This window comes from Roseibacillus persicicus, assembly GCF_014651675.1.
Taxonomy (GTDB): Bacteria; Verrucomicrobiota; Verrucomicrobiia; order Verrucomicrobiales; family Akkermansiaceae; genus Roseibacillus; species Roseibacillus persicicus.
On the sequence record NZ_BMXI01000013.1, the window covers coordinates 139,014 to 158,762 of the forward strand.

General features: G+C 55.6%; 6 protein-coding genes. 2 read left to right on the forward strand and 4 right to left on the reverse strand.

Translation table 11 applies throughout. The features are described from left to right. Positions 1–27 precede the first annotated feature (27 nt). Positions 28–14,667, forward strand: coding sequence for an SdrD B-like domain-containing protein (locus IE099_RS15120; protein ID WP_189571539.1), 14,640 nt, complete (start codon positions 28–30; stop codon positions 14,665–14,667). A gap of 77 nt (positions 14,668–14,744) precedes the next feature. Here the strand turns inward: IE099_RS15120 and pabB are convergent, their stop codons facing one another. Beyond that, positions 14,745–16,136, reverse strand: a complete 1,392-nt coding sequence (pabB, locus tag IE099_RS15125) for an aminodeoxychorismate synthase component I (RefSeq protein ID WP_189571542.1) — start codon at positions 16,134–16,136, stop codon at positions 14,745–14,747. A 27-nt stretch (positions 16,137–16,163) separates the two neighbouring features. On the opposite strand from pabB, the gene IE099_RS15130 reads away from it, so the two are divergent. Next, complete coding sequence (locus IE099_RS15130; RefSeq protein WP_229809539.1) at positions 16,164–16,661, forward strand: hypothetical protein; 498 nt, start codon at positions 16,164–16,166, stop codon at positions 16,659–16,661. Between the two features lie 4 nt (positions 16,662–16,665). On the opposite strand, the gene IE099_RS15135 is transcribed toward IE099_RS15130, so the two are convergent. From IE099_RS15135 to IE099_RS15145, 3 genes are all read right to left on the reverse strand, one after another. Further along, on the reverse strand, positions 16,666–17,265 hold the full coding sequence (locus tag IE099_RS15135; protein ID WP_189571548.1) for an N-acetylmuramoyl-L-alanine amidase family protein: 600 nt from the start codon (positions 17,263–17,265) through the stop codon (positions 16,666–16,668). Between the two features lie 65 nt (positions 17,266–17,330). Then, on the reverse strand, positions 17,331–18,152 hold the full coding sequence (locus tag IE099_RS15140; protein ID WP_189571551.1) for a hypothetical protein: 822 nt from the start codon (positions 18,150–18,152) through the stop codon (positions 17,331–17,333). A 102-nt stretch (positions 18,153–18,254) separates the two neighbouring features. Further along, positions 18,255–19,709 (reverse strand): SUMF1/EgtB/PvdO family nonheme iron enzyme, encoded by a 1,455-nt coding sequence (locus tag IE099_RS15145; RefSeq protein WP_189571555.1) that lies wholly within the window; start codon positions 19,707–19,709, stop codon positions 18,255–18,257. Positions 19,710–19,749: the final 40 nt, after the last annotated feature.

Below are 19,749 nucleotides of genomic sequence, written 5' to 3' on the forward strand. Positions count from 1 at the left end.
TCCAAAACTGTACTCCCACCCCTCGTTATGAAGCCCCAAATTCACCCGCCCTTCGGAAAATACTTTGGCCTTGCTCTGATAGCATGGTTCATTCTCTTACAAGCCGCCTTGGACGCGGCGCCAATCGTCGACAACAATGAAGGAACTTGGACGAACACCTTCAATGACGAGCTCGGAACGTTTTCGTTGAGCAATGTGTCGGTCGATGTTTTCGCGGGAACAACGAGCCTGGATTCTGGTCAGGCGGCCGGTTCACAGACCTCGGTAGTCATTACGCCGCCTAGCTTCGATGCTTGGGACAAGCTCTGTCTGGATGCGAGCTACGGCAGCAATGATGCTCTGGACATCACACTCCTGGACCCCAACAACGGAGATGCCCCCATTGTGGGATTCGTCGATCTCGATCTATCAAATTTTGATACGGAGGGTTGTTTGGATATCAGTGGTTTGGATGCAGCGGCTTATCCTGAAATTCGTGTGAGGGTGGATTACAAGCGTGGCGCGACTGCACCGGTGGTGCGCGAGATGACGGTGACCTGGAATCCCCAGACCGTGATTCTTTTCGACAAGAAAACGGTCGAGACCATTCCTGCCGGGGTGCAGTTTCCCTATCAGGTCCGACTTTCCGCCAACTTCGTCAATGCGCAGAACGTAATCGTTTGGGATACGTTGCCGATGAATGGTCGGGGCATAGCTTACCCCGCTGACTACGGGCAGACGGATGAGCCCATCATCGGACAAATCTCCGAGGGTGGAATCTTCACGGCGGACGGAACGACCGATGCCGCAACGGGTGCCCCCTTGCCATCCTTCCCCGATGGGATGTCGTCGTTTCCGGTGAACTCAGTGGTTTGGTATTTCGACGAGATCGAGGCCGGAAACTCTCTGGTGCTTCAGCTGTTTGTGGAAGCTCCCAATGGCACCTTGAATTCCACCATCTACCGCAACAACGCCAACGTTCATGTCGACAACGGCGAGGACAAAGTCGCGGAGGAGGTCGAGACTGTTATTACCTCCGAGCCTGCTCCGAATATGACCAAGGCGGGAGCGACTCTGGCTGCTCCGGGGGTGACCCGCGTCTTTGGTCTGAATGGTGAGAACTACGTGATTGCACGAAACAGCCCGGGCATCAGTGATACGCTGACCTTCCGCATTCGTGACCCCTTCGGTCCTGTCGACGGGAACGACTATGATGAGGAAAATCGGTCGCGAATGTATAACACCGTCATCTACGACGACCTCTCGGGCCTCATCGATCCCAATGGGGATGGCGACACGAGTGACTCCTATCTACTCAACCCCAGCAATCCGGCCCACTCCTTGTCGGCGATCAAGTTCAATGCTGATGGGACCACCACCACGATACCCGCGACCTTCACTTCGACTGCGGTCACAGTTCACACCACTGAGGTTCCCGCGCAGAGTGTCTATTGGGATTTTGGCACTTTAGAGGTAGGCGATGGTTATCAAATCGAGTTCAAGGTCGACTTGGCATCGGACATTCCCCAGCTCACGGAGTTCACCAATACTGCTGGGCTTGATTCTGATCAGACCGAGTTGTTGAGCGACGAACTCCCCATGATTGTGGATGTGCCGATTGGTGGCTGTTTCTGTAAGTTTGGCTATTTTCCACACTACCTGCCGAAGGAGCAGGATGTTCCCTGTGGCTTGGATATCGACGGAGTCGTTCCGGTTGTCGCAGGCGACCCTGTTCAGTATCGTCTCTACAACACGAACTGCGGAGTCATTGAGCTGAATGATGTGGTCTACTTCGATCGTATTCCCGCCGAGGTGGCTTTTGTTTCGGCCTCACTTCACAATCGTCGCAGTAAAGAAGACATCACCACTGCCGAAGGGGCGACGGTTTGGTTCTACGTCGGGAGCGATCCTGCTTACGACGATCCTGAGGTTCATCCTCCCTTCGACTATTCCGTTCTCCCCGGAACAGCCCCTGCGGATTGGAGTCAGACCCAACCTGCAACGGTAACTTGGGTGGCGGTTCATCATCCATCGATGCCGTCCTTTATCGACTTTCCCGATGATCCGGGTTCTCGCGTTTATGCGGCCTTCAATACCACGGTCTCGACTCCAGCCGACCCCTGCGATGAATTCTGGATTGAGAACTGGGGTCTCGCAAAAGTCTATCGCAAGACTGACGGCACCCTCCAAACACTCACCGAGCCTTTTTCTTATAAGAACGACGACTTGACCCGGGTGAAGCCTCCCCAAGGCGAGTTCTTCATCGATTCGGAAGCGGCGGGCGTCACGCCGGTAACCGTGATTCCGGGTGTTGCGGAGTATTCATTGATTGTGAAAAACGAGTCCGCCGACTCTGGACTCGTTGGCTTGGATGCCTTCAGTGATGTGACCGTCGATTTGCAGCTCACACCGGTCAATGTGAACGGTATTCCTACCTACCCTTCCATCCAGGGAGTTGATGGAGGAACGATTACGAATTTCGATCCGATTAATGGTAACGTGACTCTTCAGTTGGGTCGCCAGCTAGCCCCGGGCGAGGAGGCTACCGTTGCGATGGAACTCGGCTTCCCCAACGGGACTGAGAATCTTTCGGTCTATACCGTGAACGCCAATCTAACAGGGTTTGACGACCTTTGTTCTCCGTTCGAAGCCAGCATCCAAACGAGTGGTATTGTTTCCGGAACTCCGCTCTTGCAGGCTAACAAAGACGATGTGCTCAATGTCATCGGGACGGGCGAGGAAGTGACCTATGAGGTCAACTACCGAAACGTTGGAACGGCGACTTCGGTGAATACTTGGGTGGTCGATCGGATTCCGTTCCGGACGACCTTTGTCGATGCGACGGCGCCGAATGGTGAGGAAGTCTGGTTCACTGACAAGCTGCCGCCTTCCATGCCGGCCAACCAAATCAGTGTTCTGAACCCGGTTGATTTCAGTGTGATTAGCGGAAACTTCACACCGGGACTCTTGGACGACAATGGAACGCCAACGGACTACTCCGACGATACTTGGACAAGCCCCTTTGGTGACCAGACCACTTGGATTGCCTACAAGGTCGATGATCCAAGCCTCTCGCCTCCCCAGTTGGATGTCTCGGCGTCCTACAAGACCGTCACCTTCACTGTGGTCAATGATGACAATGGAACAACCGTTGGAACCGATGGCTCGCCCGAGGGGACGGTTATTTTCAATGAGTTGGTGATCTTCTCCGACACCAACCTGCAGGCCGTGGGCAATGAGGTGCGCACCACGGTTGAGTCTTTCCCGGGTCTTCAGATTTCCAAGTCTAGCAACAAAGATCTCGTTACCGCAGGAGAGCGCTTTCGCTGGAACGTGGACTATATCAATAACTCCGGTTTCACCGATGATATCGTCACCATCACTGACTACTTGCCCAAGAATGTGGACCTGCGCCGTATTCGTCACGAATGGAACGATATCGCTGTTTCAAACGGTCAGGTAGCGGGTGAGATTGACATCAAGACTGATCCCAACGTTACGATCACGAACAATGCGGATGGATCAAAAACAGTTGAGGTGCGCATTGCCGGTTCTCCCGGCCTCAAGGATGACTTGCTGACCGGGGAAGGCGGACGCCTGACCTTCATCGTGCGTTCACTTTCTACCGTCGCATCCGGAACCGAGAGCATCAACACGGTGCAGGGCTTTGCCTCGAACGAACGCTCATCCGTCGTCGTCAGCGACAGCGACCCCGTGACCATCGCTAATCCGGATCTCACTTTGAGCAAAATTGCCAGCACGACCGAGCCTAAAGATGGCGACCTGATCACCTTTACCCTGCTGGTGGCGAACCGTGGTTTGAATGAAGCCAACGACGTCGTCATCACTGACACTCTGCCTACGGGCATGAGCTTTGTGGAAGGCAGTACCCAGATGCTCACCCCGGGCTATGCGATTCTGGATGATCCGACTGGTGGGGATAGTGTTCTGACTTGGACTTCGCTCACCCAAGATGGTGGAGCGATGGGGGTCCTCCCCGGACAGTCTGCGGATGTCTTCATCAGCTATCAGGTTCAAGTGACGGGAGCGGCAGGGGATACCCTGACTAACGTTGCGGAGGTGACCACCTCCGATGTGGAAGATTCCAACTATGACAACAGCGATGAGCAGGAGGTCGTGCTGCCTTTCCCAGATCCAAAGATTACCAAGTCAGCGGTGAGCGTCGCCCAAGCAGGGGAGACCGTTGTATGGACCATTTCCTATAGCAATGGGACCAACAATGATGCCCCTGATGTTACGATCATTGACGCGATTCCATCCGGTCTCTCGTTCAACAGCGTTTTGCTCCCTGCCGGAGTGACCGCTTATTACACCGATGCGCCAAGTGCTCCGACCTTCACCCCCGGGACTTCGGGCGCGGGCTGGTCGACGTCTCCACCGGCGACGGTCACTTTCATAGCCTTTGAGGTAGGGACGGTTCCTGCCAACGCGGGGGATACCGACATTCTGGTGAGCACCACGATTCCCGGGGGGACTGCACCAGGAACAGCCTATATCAACACGGCCACGATCTCGACGAGTGCACAGGAGAGTGATGACCCCGAGGATCCCGGTGATGGTCCGGATAACAACGTCGCCACCGCGATGACTCAGATTCCGGGTGTTGATATGGCGATTGCCAAGTCTGCCAGTGCCGAAGGCAGTGTGCCTGGATTGCGCCCTGGTGATCCGATTACCTATACGATCGAAGTGACCAACACGGGAACTCAGACCGCCTACGGAGTGAAAGTTGAGGATGTTTTGCCTGCTAACTTCGTGCCGCATCCCACCGCCTTCAATGGCTTTGCGACAGTCGAGGCGACGGATGACGATGGCGCAAGCGTAACTCTCGAAGATGGTGTCGGCGCGCCAGTGACATTTCCCGTCAGTGCGACCTTGGATACTCTTTCCCCTGCAGGTGGTGATACCGTTACCTGGTATTTCGGCACCACCGCCAACACTGGTGACGCAGACTACTATCGAAATATTGGTGTGCCAGTAGGAGCTATTATCACCTTTACTTATCAAGGTTTTGTTGCCGAGACCGCCGCAGATGGCGAGACCGTCAACAACGCGACGACCCTGGTTGTTGACAACCAGAGTGACTCGGATCCGGCTGAGGACTTCCTTTCGAACAATTCCGATGATGTGTCAACACGTGTCTACCGTCCCGAGTTGAGCATCGCCAAGAGTGTGGTCAATGATTCCGATCAGGATGAGACTTGGACGGAGTCCGGGGAAACTCTCACCTATTCGATCGAATACAATAATACTGGTAATGCGGATGCGGATGACGTGGTCATCTCCGAAATCATCCCGGCAGGCACCAGCTACGTTCCAGGGTCTCTTGAACTGCCGGCCGGAGCAGGGGTGGTTTGGAGCCCGAATGCGGATGAACCTGAAAGTTTCGAAGTGCAGTTTGATACTCTTCCCGCGCCAGCGACATTTGATGGCATTCCCGGCTATGGGACAGGAACGGAGGTTGATCCGTTCACTGACCTTGTCGCTTTGGGAGGTGTTCCGACTGGCACCTATTGGTTCCGTATCGGGGGCCTGAGCTTCCAAGGTTACGTCGACGGCGATACTGCTGGCGGAGGCTGGTTGATGATTCTCAACTATGTGCACCAGGGTGGGACGAATCCCGAGCTGGAGGTGCGCAGCACGAACCTTCCTCTGTTTTCTTCCAATGCCTTGGGCGACGATGAAAGCGGATCCGAGAACTGGGGTCATGTGAGCAACTCGCTCGCGGCGGCTCTCGATTTTGATACCTTGAGATTCTACGGGGAGACTAGTGCTCACTCTCGCTTGGTTCACTTCCGGACTACGGATGACTTTAAAGTCGGAACGAGCTACGTGCAAACGGGTGCGGGGAATTTCAATACCCTTCATGCGGATGGAACATGGCTGGCGATTCCCGGACACAGCGGTATCGGACCTGCCCTAAGCACGTCGGAACTATCCAATCAGGGAGACAACGCCCTGACTGCCCTCCCGTTCTATGACAACGGAGAAGCCAACTGGGCCATTCGCCACAATGGGGATGACTGGGAAGTCGATGAGGTCGTGGGCGACGCTAGTGAGGATACCATCCATCGGGTCTTTGTTAGAAAAGAACCACTTGGTAGTGCGGGTGCTGTTCTCTGTCTCGAGTCTCGTCCGATAGTGGAGGTGGAGAGCTATCTCTCCGAAGTCAGTTCGGTCGATGCAGGATATGATACCCATGTGTCATTTGATACCGATCGGGATAATGATGGGGCCGGAGGCACGGATGACCCTGGTCATACCAAGGCCCATCAATCGACTTACCATGCAATCGGTGATGTGAATGGTGATGGAGTGGTCGACTACATCGTCGGTTCCCCTTACCGCGACCTGGATGAAGCCAATGAGCAGGACCTAGACAATGTGAATTTGGGTTCAGTGATCGTGAATCTAATGAACGCTGATGGTACAGTGGCTTCTGCCATTGAATTGGGAAGAGGGACCTCAGCTGCGAATGGACACTTGTCCAATCTGGCTGCCTTCGACTTGTTTGGCTTCTCGGTAGAACCAATTGGCGATGCTGACGGAGATGGAGTGCCGGATGTGGCGGTTGGGTCGTATGGAACGAACCTTTTGAATACGAATAGGGGTTCGGTAACCTTCCTGTATCTCAACAACGATGGAACCCTGAAAGGGACCTCGCAGATTGTCTCGGGTTCGGCGGGATTCGTAACAGTCAATGGTCTGACTCCTGCGGATAACGACACTTCACAGGGGCTGGGCCGAAGCTTGACCTATATCGAAGACTTCGCAGGAAGCGGAGAGTCAGTCCTCGTGTCGGGTGATGTGAACTTGGATGGTAGCGGTGAAACTAACTCCGGAGGCTACTATATGATGTGGCTGGAGCGTGATGGTTCTGGGAATTTGACTGGCAACGTGACGAAGTTCATCAAGATGCAGGATGGTCGGGACCCATTGCTTGATGGAGTTTTGCAAACCAGCGACCTGTTCGGATATGATGTCGAGTTTGTTGGCGACATCGACGGAAATGGCGCGGAAGATCTTTTGGTTGGGGCCTCCGGAGATGACGACGGGGGTGCAAACCGAGGTGCGGCTTATCTCCTGCTCTTAGAGACCTCAGGTGAGATCTCGGATGTTGTGAAGTATTCCTCGACTTCCTCGAGTTCCCTAGCCCTCGATGATGCTGATAATTTGGGATATGGTGTCGCGGTCATTGGTGACCTGGATGGCGATGGCATCAATGAGTTCGCCATTTCTGCTGCGAATGATGATGACTACAGCGTGGGTTCGGGCAGCTCGAGCAATCTCGGGGCGACCTACGTGATTTTCCCGAACGCCGATGGTTCGATTCGCGAGTATCAGAAGCTCAGTCCCACTGAGAATAACGGTTATCTCTTTCTGCCGGGTCAAAACGGCGGTCAGCGGATGAATAGTTACGATGTCGATGACGACGGGATCAACGAGCTCTTCTATGGAACGCAAACTAATGGTGGAGTTCTCTACTCGACCGGTGCGGCCAACCCCTCCTACACCTATCCTGGTGGAGTCCCCACTCCGACCTTTGGAACGGTAAGTAAAGGATCGCAAGTGGACGATCCGGGGGTGGTCGTGGTGAAGCTTCGCGGAGGGACCAATGCTTATGCCACCTCGGTCACGGAAGATTTTCCAATTTCTGCGAACGGCACTCTTACGAGTTGGGACAAGCTTTTGGTCAGCGCTGATGCTGACGAGGCTGTTACCATCACTTACGAGATTCTCGACAGCAGCGGTTCGAGTTCACTGTTCGGTCCTGATGAGCTGGAAGATGGATTCGCGGACATCTCGGACATCGATATTTCGAATACGGATATGATCCTGCGAGTAACCATGACTAGCACGGACGCGACCGCGACAGCTTGTTTAAATTCCTGGCGGGCGACTTATGTGGTGGAAGAAGTGCCGAGCTTCAGCTTCCAAGTGGTAGTGGATGATCCTGCTCCAGCAGGTCAAAGCACGGTGGACAATACCATCTCGATTGCCACGAGCACTCCTGAGATCGATGATAATCTTGCCAATAATACTGCGGAAGATTCCATCAATCTTCGCCTGACGGACTTGGTTGTCACCAAGGTCGTGGATACCGGTGCGGTAAAGGAGAGTGCGGGAGAGACCATTAATTATACGGTGGCTTGGGAGGTCTTGGGACCACAAGGTGCAATCAATACGGTGGTGACCGATGTCTTGCCTGCCAATACTGTCTATGTTGCTGCGAGTGGATCGCCAACAGTGGATAATAACTATCAGGGAAGCGGTTTGACGGCTCTGATCTGGAGCCTTGGAGATCAACCAACTGGTGCGAGTGGAAGCTTTACCGTTCAGGTCACGGAAAGTGGCGGAGTGGCTGGTGATAGCCTGAACAACGTGGTCACGATCGAAAATGAACGGCAGGAGACCGACTACGACAACAACGACGCAAGTGCTCTCACGGTGATTACCGATGCAAATGGCTTGGCGAATGTTTGGATTGAGAAAGTAGCGGATACTGAGGTGGTCGACCTCTATGGAAGCGGTTCTTTCACCATCACCTACGGCAACAATGGCAATGGCGATGCCGAGAACGTGGTGATTTCCGATACTCTGCCTGCGGGCTTGGTGATTCAGTCTGTGTCGCCGGGAACACTTGGCTCCTCCAACGACTTCAGTTATTCCGCCGGGACCTTGATTCCTGGGGAGACAGGTTCGATTACGGTGACCTTTGCGGTGGACCAGGCCTACATGACGTCAAACTGGGGTGAGATTCAGGTTAATATCGCAAATATTTCGACTTCGAGCACAGAGACGGATCTGGGGGATAATAGTGACCCGGCGGAAGTAGACGTGATTCTCGAGCAGCTCGCTAGTTTGAGCGGAAAGGTCTATCACGATGACGATCGTGCCGATGGAGATGCGGGTGCTGATAACTTGGGCAACCTTGATGTCACCGAAGCTGGCATCCCAGGGGTGACGATCACTCTGACTGGAACTGATATCTTTGGAAACTCAGTAGAGTTGGCCACGGTCACTGATGAAAATGGCGACTATAGCTTCGCGGGAATCAATCCGGGAACTTATGATGTGATTGAGACCCAGCCTGCCGGTTGGTTCTCCACCACTACGGATTCTGGAGACGTCATCGATACCTCTGCCTCCCCGAGCAGCACGACTGCTGACCAAGGAATGGCGGGTTCAGATACGATAACGGGAATTACTCTTGCTGGCGGAGAGCGCGGAGTGGACTTCAACTTCGGGGAAGACCTTGCTTCACTCGGTGACACGGTCTGGATTGATGGTAACGGCGACGGCCTACAGGATGCAGGCGAGGCCGGCGTGCCTGGCGTCACGGTGCGGGTCTACGATGCGGCGACCGAGGCCGTGGTTGGAGTGACGACCACTGATGCACAAGGCAATTACCTCTTCGATGACCTCTTGGCTGGCGACTATTACGTCGAGTTTGACTATGCGACTTTGCCCTTCGGATATGGGCCAACTGCACAGAATGTCGATGGGGATGATTCCGGCGGGGATACCAATACCGACAGTGACGCCGATGTCGTCACCGGACGGACCCAGACCGTCACCTTGGCTGCGGGCGACTCCGATACTGACCTCGATCTCGGATTGATTGGTCCTCCGGTTGGAACGATCGGAAACTACATCTGGCACGATGAGGACAGCAATGGCTACCAGGATGACGGTGAGCCGGGGCTCGCAAACGTGAAGGTCGACCTCTACGACGGAGACGGCAATGTGATTGCAACGACCTACACGGATGCTGATGGGGGCTACCTCTTTACCGAGCTTCCCGCCGGGGAGTATTACGTGAATGTCGATGAGACGACCTTGCCAACTGGCTTTACCCAAAGCCCGCTTACCAACATGGGTGGCGACTTCGGCAATCAGGATGATTCGGATAATCCGGGAGCGGGAGATTATGGTTATCCCGTCTTGTTAGGCGGAACCGAGCCAATGGACAACAGCACGGCGGACTTTGGCTACAATATCAATCCGGCAGGGGAAGTGAACGATCCGACCGCTACGGTTGGTGCGGAAATGGCAGCCTTGGGAGACTTCATCTGGATCGATGCTGATGGCGATGGCATTCAAGATGATGGCGAGGCACCCGTTGCGGGGGTTGAGGTTACGCTCTACGGAGACGCTGATGGCAATGGGATCTACGATACTGTCGTTGCCACGGCGACAACAGACAGCAATGGTCGCTATTACTTCGATGGTTTGGTCCCTGATGCCTATGTCGTGGAAGTGACCGATAGTGCGACGGCGAGCCACGATATTCTTGGAGCTGACTATACCCAGACCGGCGACCCGGACCACTTTGCTACAACGGACCCTAGTCCGGCAGCGAATGACAATTCGAGCCAACCTATCGTCTTGGCTCCAGGAGATGTCTTCTTGAATGCGGACTTTGGCTACCAACCTGAGGGGACTGCTCCGCTCGGTAGTATTGGCGATGTCGTCTGGAACGACCTCGATGGAGACGGCTTTGAAGATGCCGGTGAGCCTGGTATCGGGGGAGTCACGGTGAGCCTAATCGATGACCTCGATGGCGATGGAGTTTGGGATGTGGGTGAGCCGATTATCAATACCACAACCACTGCGAGTGATGGCAGCTACCTCTTCGATAACTTGCCTTATGACGACTACATTGTCTGGGTGAACGATACCGAGGGTGTTTTAAGCGGCTTGGAGCAGACTCATGATGCCGATGGAGTGGCTGGCACTCCGAACCAGAGTGCGACCACGATTGACTCGGGAACACCGGATGTGACGGACCAAGACTTTGGCTACACGACGGGTGAAGCGCTCGGCTCGATCGGTGATACCATTTGGGGCGACCTCGACAACAGCGGTGGTGATCAATCGTCGCAGGGCAACGAGCCTGGTCTCGCTGATGTGACAGTCAACCTCTATGCTGATGACGATGGTGATGGCTTGGCAGATGATGTGAATGGCGATGGCTCCGTTGATGCTGCTGATATCATTGCGACTACCGTGACCGATTCGGACGGCAACTACCTCTTCGATGGCTTGCCGCTGGGAGGCTACGTGGTTGAGGTTGATACTTCGAGCTTGCCCGCAGGCTACCAAACCACCGCGACGCACGACAGCGATGGGAATAATGACTCTTCGAGTCCGGTGCTTCTTACGGAGGCAGCTCCAGACAACCGAGCGCAAGACTTTAGCTATCCAACCGATGGCACTCTCGGCGCGATTGGCGATACCATCTGGGCGGACGATGATGGAAATGGAAGCCAGAATAGTGGCGAGCAGGGCATCCCCGGTGTCACGGTTGAGCTCTACGATGCCTCCGGATCTACTTTGATTGCGACAACTGTTACGGACTCGAACGGCAACTACCTTTTCCCGAATCTTCCTTTCGATGATTACACGGTGGTGGTGGATACCGCCACTCTGCCGGAGGGCTATGATGTGAATCCAAGCGGAGACCCGGAGAATGATGGTGACAGCAGCAGTGCGGTCACGGTTGATGGCGGAGCACCAGTGAATCTGGCGCAGGACTTTGGCTATCCGCCAGCTACCCCGGGCGCTCCAGTTGGAAGCATTGGCGACACGATCTATGCCGACCTCGATGGCAATGGGACGCAGGATACAAATGAGCCGGGATTGGTCGGCGTGACCGTCACCTTGACCGATGGTTCCGAGACCTGGACCACGGTTACGGATGAGAATGGGTATTATCACTTCCCGAATCTCGATCCCGACCCGGCGATTTCCTACACGGTGCAAGTTGATACCTCGACTCTGCCTCCCGAGTATCATCCTGTTCCCACGGAGAGTGGAAGCGATGGAGGAACGGATGATTCCTCGACATTGAGCTTGGATGTTACGGATGCGTCCACTCGCAACAACGATGCGCAGGACTTCGGATTCCAACCCGCAGCAGAGACTGGTTCCATAGGCAATTATGTTTGGCTGGATGCCGACGGTGCGGGAGATCAGAACGAAACGAACACCGGCATTCCCGGAGTGGTAGTCGAACTCTATGATGAAAATGGAGAGTTGATTGCGGTGACCGAAACCGGACCCGATGGAAGCTACTACTTCGGAGGCCTGCCTCTCGATGATGGGAGCGGAGCAGCTGGGGCCGACTATACGGTGAAGATTGCCGATAGCAATTTCGACTCCGGTGGGGTTTTGCAAGACTTGGACAACACCTTCGACAATGATGGTGGTTCGGACTCTGTGAGTGTGGTGACCTTGACCAGTGCCACCCCCGACAATGTTGACCAGGACTTTGGCTATGTCTCAACCGATAATGGTAGCATTGGAACGACCATCTGGAATGACGTTAATGGTGACGGGATTCTCGATGGCGGCGAAAGTGGAATCGAGGGAGTGACCGTGGTTCTCTATCGTGATGTCGATGGCGATGGAGTTGTTGACCCAAGTGATGCCTCAATCGGAACTATGACCACGGATGCCAGTGGCGAGTATCTCTTCGAGGGCCTTCCTCTCGGAGACTACATTGTGGTGGTGACTGATGAGAACAACGTGCTCGACGGTTATTGGCATAGTGAAGGCCCAAGCCCGGGCACTGATGGCAACAGTCAGGTGGACAGTGGTTATCCTGTAACCATCGATTCCGCTGACCCGGACAACGATACGGCAGACTTTGGCTACTACAAAGATCCCGCCGCAGTGGGCAATTACGTCTGGCTCGATGCTGATGGAGATGGTGTCCAAGAAAGTGGAGAGTCGCCTATTCAGGGAGCAGTCGTCACTCTCACCATCACCTATCCTGATGGCACCGAGGTGTCGGTGACTGATATCACGGATGAAAACGGCCATTACTCATTTGGGAACCTTCTTCTCGACGAAGATTACAACACTGGAGGTGGGGGAACTCAACCTACCTACGAGCTGGCGGTGCAGACACCAACCGACACCGAGCCTACGGTTATTGGTTCAGGAGATGCGACCAGCTTGACCGACAGCAATGATCCGGCGGGGACTCCTGCGATTCCGGTTCAGGGAGAGACAGGCACCGACCAACAAGCGGATCCTTCTTCAGAGCCTGCGGTGGCGGGTTATGACTTTGGCTTCACGAGTCCGAAGGACAACACCTACGCCGGTTGGCAGGACACTTGGGATGCGGAGTTGGATCACACTTCCAATCCCGGAACCAACGATGGACCTAGTGGTAATCCCGACGGGGACATGTATAACAATGCGTTGGAGTATGCTCTGTGCTTGAACCCCGGAAGCGGTCTTCCTGGTCACGGCGAATTCTGCCTTACCAAGGACCCGGCAACAGGAGTGGTGAGCGCGCAGTTCATGCGTCGTCGTGGTGGTCTGTTAGACGTGACCTATACTTTGCAGGGAGCCGATACCCTCGGAACTCCAACGGTATGGTCGGACCTCACCAGCATTTCGCCAGTGGTCAATACAACTGATGCGGATGTGCCGGCGGAGGCCGAGAAGGTCACTTACACCAATCTGCAGAATGCGACTGAATTGGCAAATGGAACCGCCAGTGGAATTGTGCGTCTGTGCGTTGAAATTGATGGCACCAGCTACTACACCGAGGCCTTCGGTTGGCAGTGCGTGGGCTACAATGACTACGAGTGTGCAACCTTCAGCAATCCCTTCAGTGAAAAGCCGACCTTCAGCGGCACCTTCGCTGCGACCGGAGCGCTCAGTTTGTCTACCGACCTGGATGGCAATGTCACTTTCGACGTGGGTGATTCTGCCGGGGGCGCTGACTTGAGCAGCGTGGCGGGGAGCAATGGGTCGCACTATTTGCAAATCACAAGCGGGCCTTTGGAAGGTGAGCGCTTCGATATCCTCTCGGGTGGCGTGGACAGTATCACCTTGGTTTACGACCCTGATATTTTCTCGGAAAGCGATGGAGTGGATAGCTTGAGTACCTCGAGCGAGCTACCTGCCGATGCATTCCTGAATGGAGAGAGCTATCAGATTATCCGTTACCAAACGGTGGCTGACTTGTTCGACTTGGATTCGACCTACGCTGGCCTGGAAACGGGAGACCCCAACCAGGCAACTCGTTTGCTCTTTTACAACAGCCGACTGGAAACTCCGACCTTTGAGATTCTGATGCTCATCGACTCGACCCCAGACCCTGTCTGGACCCGGAGCCTAGTGACGGTAGATGATGATGGTGACTACCGGATTGATCCTGCGATGGGCAACTGGATTCACCCGAAGGCATCCGGAGATGCGCTCAATCCTGGTTCGCCAGTAGAGCAGATTTCTTACGGGATGATCGCCAGTCATGATCAGGCGGTTGCCTTGAACGAGGGCTTCAACCTTGCTGGCGCGATGTGGCCGTTTGATCAGAAGCCGGCGGGTAGCAATGGCCGGAACTATACTGTCTTGGCTGGCTTTGATGGTGGAATTGACCCCCTGCAAAGCTCCGAATTGCTCTTCTGGAATGGCGACGCTGTGGTTGATGTCAATGGAGCGAGCTACTCGGAGGGTTATGACAACTACATGTTGCTCGATGGTGGAGGGATGCAGAATTGGGTGGATATCAACGACATCTTCCTAGCCGATCAAGACGAGTTACTCATTCTTGAGTCTCATCGTTCGGTGATGTTGAAGCTGTTACAGGGGGATGAAAAAGAGCCCCATATCTACACGCTGCCGAACTTCCAATTGGACAATTAGAGTAAGCGCAGAGGATTGAGTCTTTTCAAAACCCGGGTGGCAGTGACCGCCCGGGTTTTTTATTTTCAGAAAAAAGCCTAGCTCTCGAAGACCATTCTCAAGCCGCGCGCCTTGTGGAGAGTTTCTTCGTATTCCATTGTGGGGACTGAGTCCGCGACGATTCCGGCCCCGACATGGTAATGGGCTTTTCCGTTCTCGTGAATGAGAGTTCGGATGGCGATGCTGAACTGGGATTCGCCATTGAGGCCAAAGTAGCCGATGGAGCCGGTGTAGAGTCCGCGCGGGGTGGGCTCCAGTTCGGCGATGATTTCGCAGGCTCTCTTTTTAGGGGCACCGGTGATGGAGCCGCCGGGGGAGCAACTGGCGAGAGCGTCGAGGTGGGTGAGGTCGGGATTGAGCGTGCCGCTGACGGTGGAGACCAAGTGATGCACTTGGGCGAGCGATTCCAGTCGGGCGAGAGCCTCGACCTGCACGCTGCCGAACTCGCAGAGTTGACCCAGGTCGTTGCGCAGGAGGTCTGTGATCATGAGAAGCTCGGCCATCTCTTTCTCCGAGGTTTTGAGCTCGTGGGAAGAGCGCAGATCGCTGGCGGGATCGTCGAAACGCGGGCGTGTGCCTTTGATGGGACGGGTCTGGATACTGCTACCAGAGAGGCGGAGAAAGAGCTCGGGGGAGGAGGAGAGAATCTCGCGATTGCCAGTATCGAGGTAGGCGGCCATGGGAGCAGGGGAGGCGGCTCGAAGCTTTTCGTAGTAGGAGAGCATGCGGCCACTTTCTGTGGGAGCTGAGAATCGCTGCGAGAGATTGACCTGATAGATGTCGCCGGCCGCGATGTAGGATTGGGCCGCGGAGACGGTTTTCTCGAAGTCGTCTCGGGTAAAGTTGGAGGTCCATTCTCCAATCTGGGGAGGACGGGCAGGGGAGTTGTTTTGGCGCAGCCGGGAGAGGCCTTCGCCGCCCACTTCGTACCACTCTTCATTCTGATGGCAAAAGAGGAGCAGGTTGCGATAGAGCCCGAACCAGAAGCGGCCGTCGTAGTCGACCGTGCCGATCCACGCTCCAAGGGGCAATCCCGAGTCGGGGCCCGAAACGAGGGTCTCGCGGTATCTCTCGGAGAGACGGGAAAAGTCAGCAGCGTCGTGGAGGTTGCCGGTGATGAGCTCCTCGGGGAGGGCCCCGACGAGGGAGTGGGGGGAATTCGCGCCTTGGGGGAGGTTGCCAGCGGTGTCGAGAAAGACGGGGTTGGGAAGATGGCTCAGCTCATCAAGAACCTCGATCGGTGAGGAGGTCCAGTCGAGTGCTTGGAGGGTGAGGGACTGCGTCTTCAGTGCTGCTATTGTAGTGGGAAAACGGTTTTGGGCAACTGTCGGTTCCCACGCTGGATCCGGGGTGGTGGTCCGAGGTAGCCTGAGAGGATGAAAAGGGTGCTTTTGCTGAGCGGGATCTTGCTGGTGGGTTGTGGTCCTCAAGGAGAGCTGGCTTCGCCAGAGCAAAATGTGGCGGAGCGCTTCGCGGTGAAGGAGGGGTTCCGCCCGAGCTGGACCTGGACCTCTCCCGGTGGTCCGACGGTGCTTGCCTTGGCGGGGGATGGGCCGCACGAAATGTATTGGTCGGTGGAGGAAAAGTCTATGCCGGGAGTGAGGCGATCGCGCTTGGCTTCATTGCAGACCCAGCCGCGCTTTTTTTCGCAAGGACCTGCCGGGGTTCGCGAAGTGCGCTTCAGCCCTTCGGGAAAGACCATTTTGGCGCATGAGTATTCGCCCGATGGCTCGCGCTTTCAGACTGTGGTCTTTCAGATGGATGACTACACCGGAGCGTGGAAGTCGCGGCGGATTGATCTGGCTGGGGCGCCCGAGACGAAGCTGCGCAAGTTGGACGACCGCTCGAAGGTGCCCGCGCTCATTGCACCAGCGGTGCCGCCAAAGATCCTGCGATTGGACGATGGCCTCGTGATCTACGAGGTCGCGGGAAAGACGCAGTCGCGGACCTTGTAGTCTGCTACCACTGGCCGCTGGCGTCGAAGCGGACGACGCCGTCCACGATGCCACGGGCCAGTTGGTCGCGGTATGTGCCCTTCATGACCTTGGCGCACTCGCCACTATGGCTGAGGAATCCGCCTTCCACGAGAATTGCAGGAAGGGTGTTGTGGCGAAGAACGTAATAGCGGGCAAACTTGACTCCGCGATTGGCTGCTCGGGTGTTGCTGAGCATTCCGTTGTGGCAGGCATTGGCCAAGCCCTTGCTTTGGGCGGAGTAGTAGAACGTTTCCACGCCCTCAACGTGCTTTTTCCAAGTCGAGTTGTAATGAACGCTGATGAAGATGGCGCCGGGATAGCGGTTGGCGATGGCGGCGCGTTGGGACAAGGGGACGAAGGTGTCGTTGTTCCGGATCATCACGGTGCGGTAACCTTTTTTCTTGAGGTAATACTCCAGACGCATCGCGGTATCGAGCGCGAGATGCTTTTCGTAGACCTTCCCAAGGTGACCTCCGATGTCGCGCCCGCCGTGGCCTGCATCAATGATGACGGTCTTGCCACTGAGGATGCTGAGGAGACTGGAAGCCAAGAGGATGGCGATAGCGCGAGCAAAAGCATTCATAAAATCATTAACATTTGTTAAAAATTAGCAAAAACTAACCGACTAGGCAATTTAATTTTAAAAACTTAGTCAAACAAAAGGGATGGCCGTTCAGATATTTTTCGAATTTTTGCTTTGCGAGCTTTCTGTGCGTCGGGGTCGAAGACCATGCCGCCAGCGACTTTGACCTCGCCGTTGGCAAAGGCAGTGAGTCTGGGATCTCCGCTGGGGCCGCGCTTATAGATTGTGCGTTTGACGACCTTGCCGGTGGAATCGATCAGGACGTGAACATAGCGATCCGGGGCTCCCAGGTAGAGAACGTTGAGCTTGCCAGCTCGGTCCACGGTGGCCTCCGGGGCTTTGTTCTGCAGAAGTTCTCCGATGGGGTAAGTGAGCACCACGCGCCGCTCGTCAACCAGCTCCGCTTGGAAATAGAGATACGAGGTGCGACCAGGGGCGAAAGAGATGAGGCGGTAGTCGCGGGCCTTGCCTCCCAGGCCAACCCGTTGTTCGTAAACGGTACGGCCTCGCGTGATATCGAAGGTTTTGCGGGGAGACTGGAAAGCCTCGCCGGTAGGCAGAGTCACGACGGTGTAGACCGTGTATTTGCCAAAGGAGTGAAGAGGGAAGAGGGAGTTCAGGTCGATTTGCTTGGCGACCGCGCGACCGACCGGGACCTTGGCTGCCTGGAAAGCCATGGGCTTGTAGGGAGCGACGGGATTGCCCCGTTGGTCGGAGATGACGACATTGAGCCACGATTTGCGGCTATCGCCATGGAGGAGGAGTTCCCGTCCGGCCCGGTTGGTCAATTGAATGGACAGCGGGATGGGCTCATGGGGAATGAACTGTCGACGACCAATCTGGAGGTCGACATCTAACTGACCGAAGGACTCTCCTTGGCTGGCCAAAAGGAGCAGGGCGATACCGAGAAGGCGATGGATGATCGTTTTCAGAGTCCCTATGAAAGAAAAAATAGGGCCACCCGCAAGAGAAAGTCTTGTTCCCCGACTTTATTGTTCCACAGCATAGGCTACTCGGAAACCGAGGTCGTCCCGGCGGAGGGTGGGGCTTTCCAGCCATTCGCGGGTCAGGGCGCCTTTGCTAGCCTTCTTGAAAGAGCCTCCCAAGGCTACCGGTTTGGGCGAGCTGATAGGGAAAGCGGGATCCTTTGAGAACTTGCCGGCCCACTCGGTGACATTGCCTTTGAGCCCGTAGATCTTTTCGCCCGGTCCGCCCACTGGTCCCCAAGAGGACTTCTGGCCGGTCGCGGCAATCAGTGAGGAGGAAGCAGCCCACCAGTCTTGCTCGGTAGGGAGGTGGCCACCTTTCCATTTGGCATAGGCGCCGGCGTCCCACCAATCGACGCCAAAGACGGGGCATTCGAGACAAATCCTGCGGCCTTCCCAGGTACCCCGTGAACGGGCCTTGGGGTAATAGCTATTCCAGTCGTGGGGGCGGATCGAGGTTTTGTCGTCGGGCCGTCCGGGGAGCCAGAGATCGCTGCGTTGGCTGAAGGTCATCATCTGCCATGCGACCATGAATTCAGCGTATTCTCCGATGGTGACTTCGGTGGCGTCGATTCGGAACGGGGACAGTTCCACCAAGCCTCCATTGGGGCGGGGATAACGTCCAGCGGGCACGGTGACCACGAGGCCAGTTTCCACCTTTGGGCTGCTATCGCGAAAGACGAAAAAGCCGAGAATGAGGGCGACGAGGCCAAAGATGAGACCCGCAATGGTTACTCCACGGAGGCTTTGGCGGCTTTCCAGAACGGGGGTCGAGCGAGGGGGCGCAATGGGCGAGGCCTTCAATTGCTCGTGGACCTGCAGGGCCAAGGACTTTGCCTGACTCCATGGAATCGGGGACTGGGTCTCGGTGCCCTTGATATATTCCAAGAGCGTGGTCATCCGCGTCGCGCCTGGCTGACCAAATTCTATCCGCTCAACCAGAGTGTCCACAAAAGCTCGCCGTGTGGGCATATCATTCGTTTGCGGGCCGGAGTTCGTTACGTTCGCGATGCGGACGTTGTTGTGGGGCCCGAAGCGAATTTCCTTTGGACCAAAGTCCTCGCGGGCGATTCCACGCTTGTCGAGGGAACTTAGGGCTCCGGCGACCTGGGCGATGATTTGGGTGACTTCGAGGGGGGTGAGGGGCTGGTGTTCTGCCGCAAGCCGGGCGAGGCTACGCTCGGGAAGAACCTCTGCGGCGTAGGCGATAAATTCTTCTGCTTGCACCGCCTCATAGACGAGGCCGAATACGCCATCCTCGACCATCGCCTTGACCCGGATGTCGGCGAGAAATCGTTCAGGGTCGGGACCGAAGTAACAGACGATCTCAACCTCCCTTTTGACGCTAATCTGTTCGCCCAACCAAACTTGTCGATCAACCGCAGTCTCGATGAGTTGGGTTAGCAGGTAGTCTCCGATTTGGAGACCGGGTTCGAGATGTGGAATGGATTGGCTCAAGGGTAGCAGGAGTCTGGCAAGAGCAGTTGGTAGACCGCAA

Excerpts from the sequence above, each read along its gene's own strand:
- IE099_RS15135 (WP_189571548.1), bottom strand. The coding sequence starts at position 17,265 with ATGAATGCTTTTGCTCGCGCTATCGCCATCCTCTTGGCTTCCAGTCTC.
- IE099_RS15120 (WP_189571539.1), top strand. The coding sequence starts at position 28 with ATGAAGCCCCAAATTCACCCGCCCTTCGGAAAATACTTTGGCCTTGCT.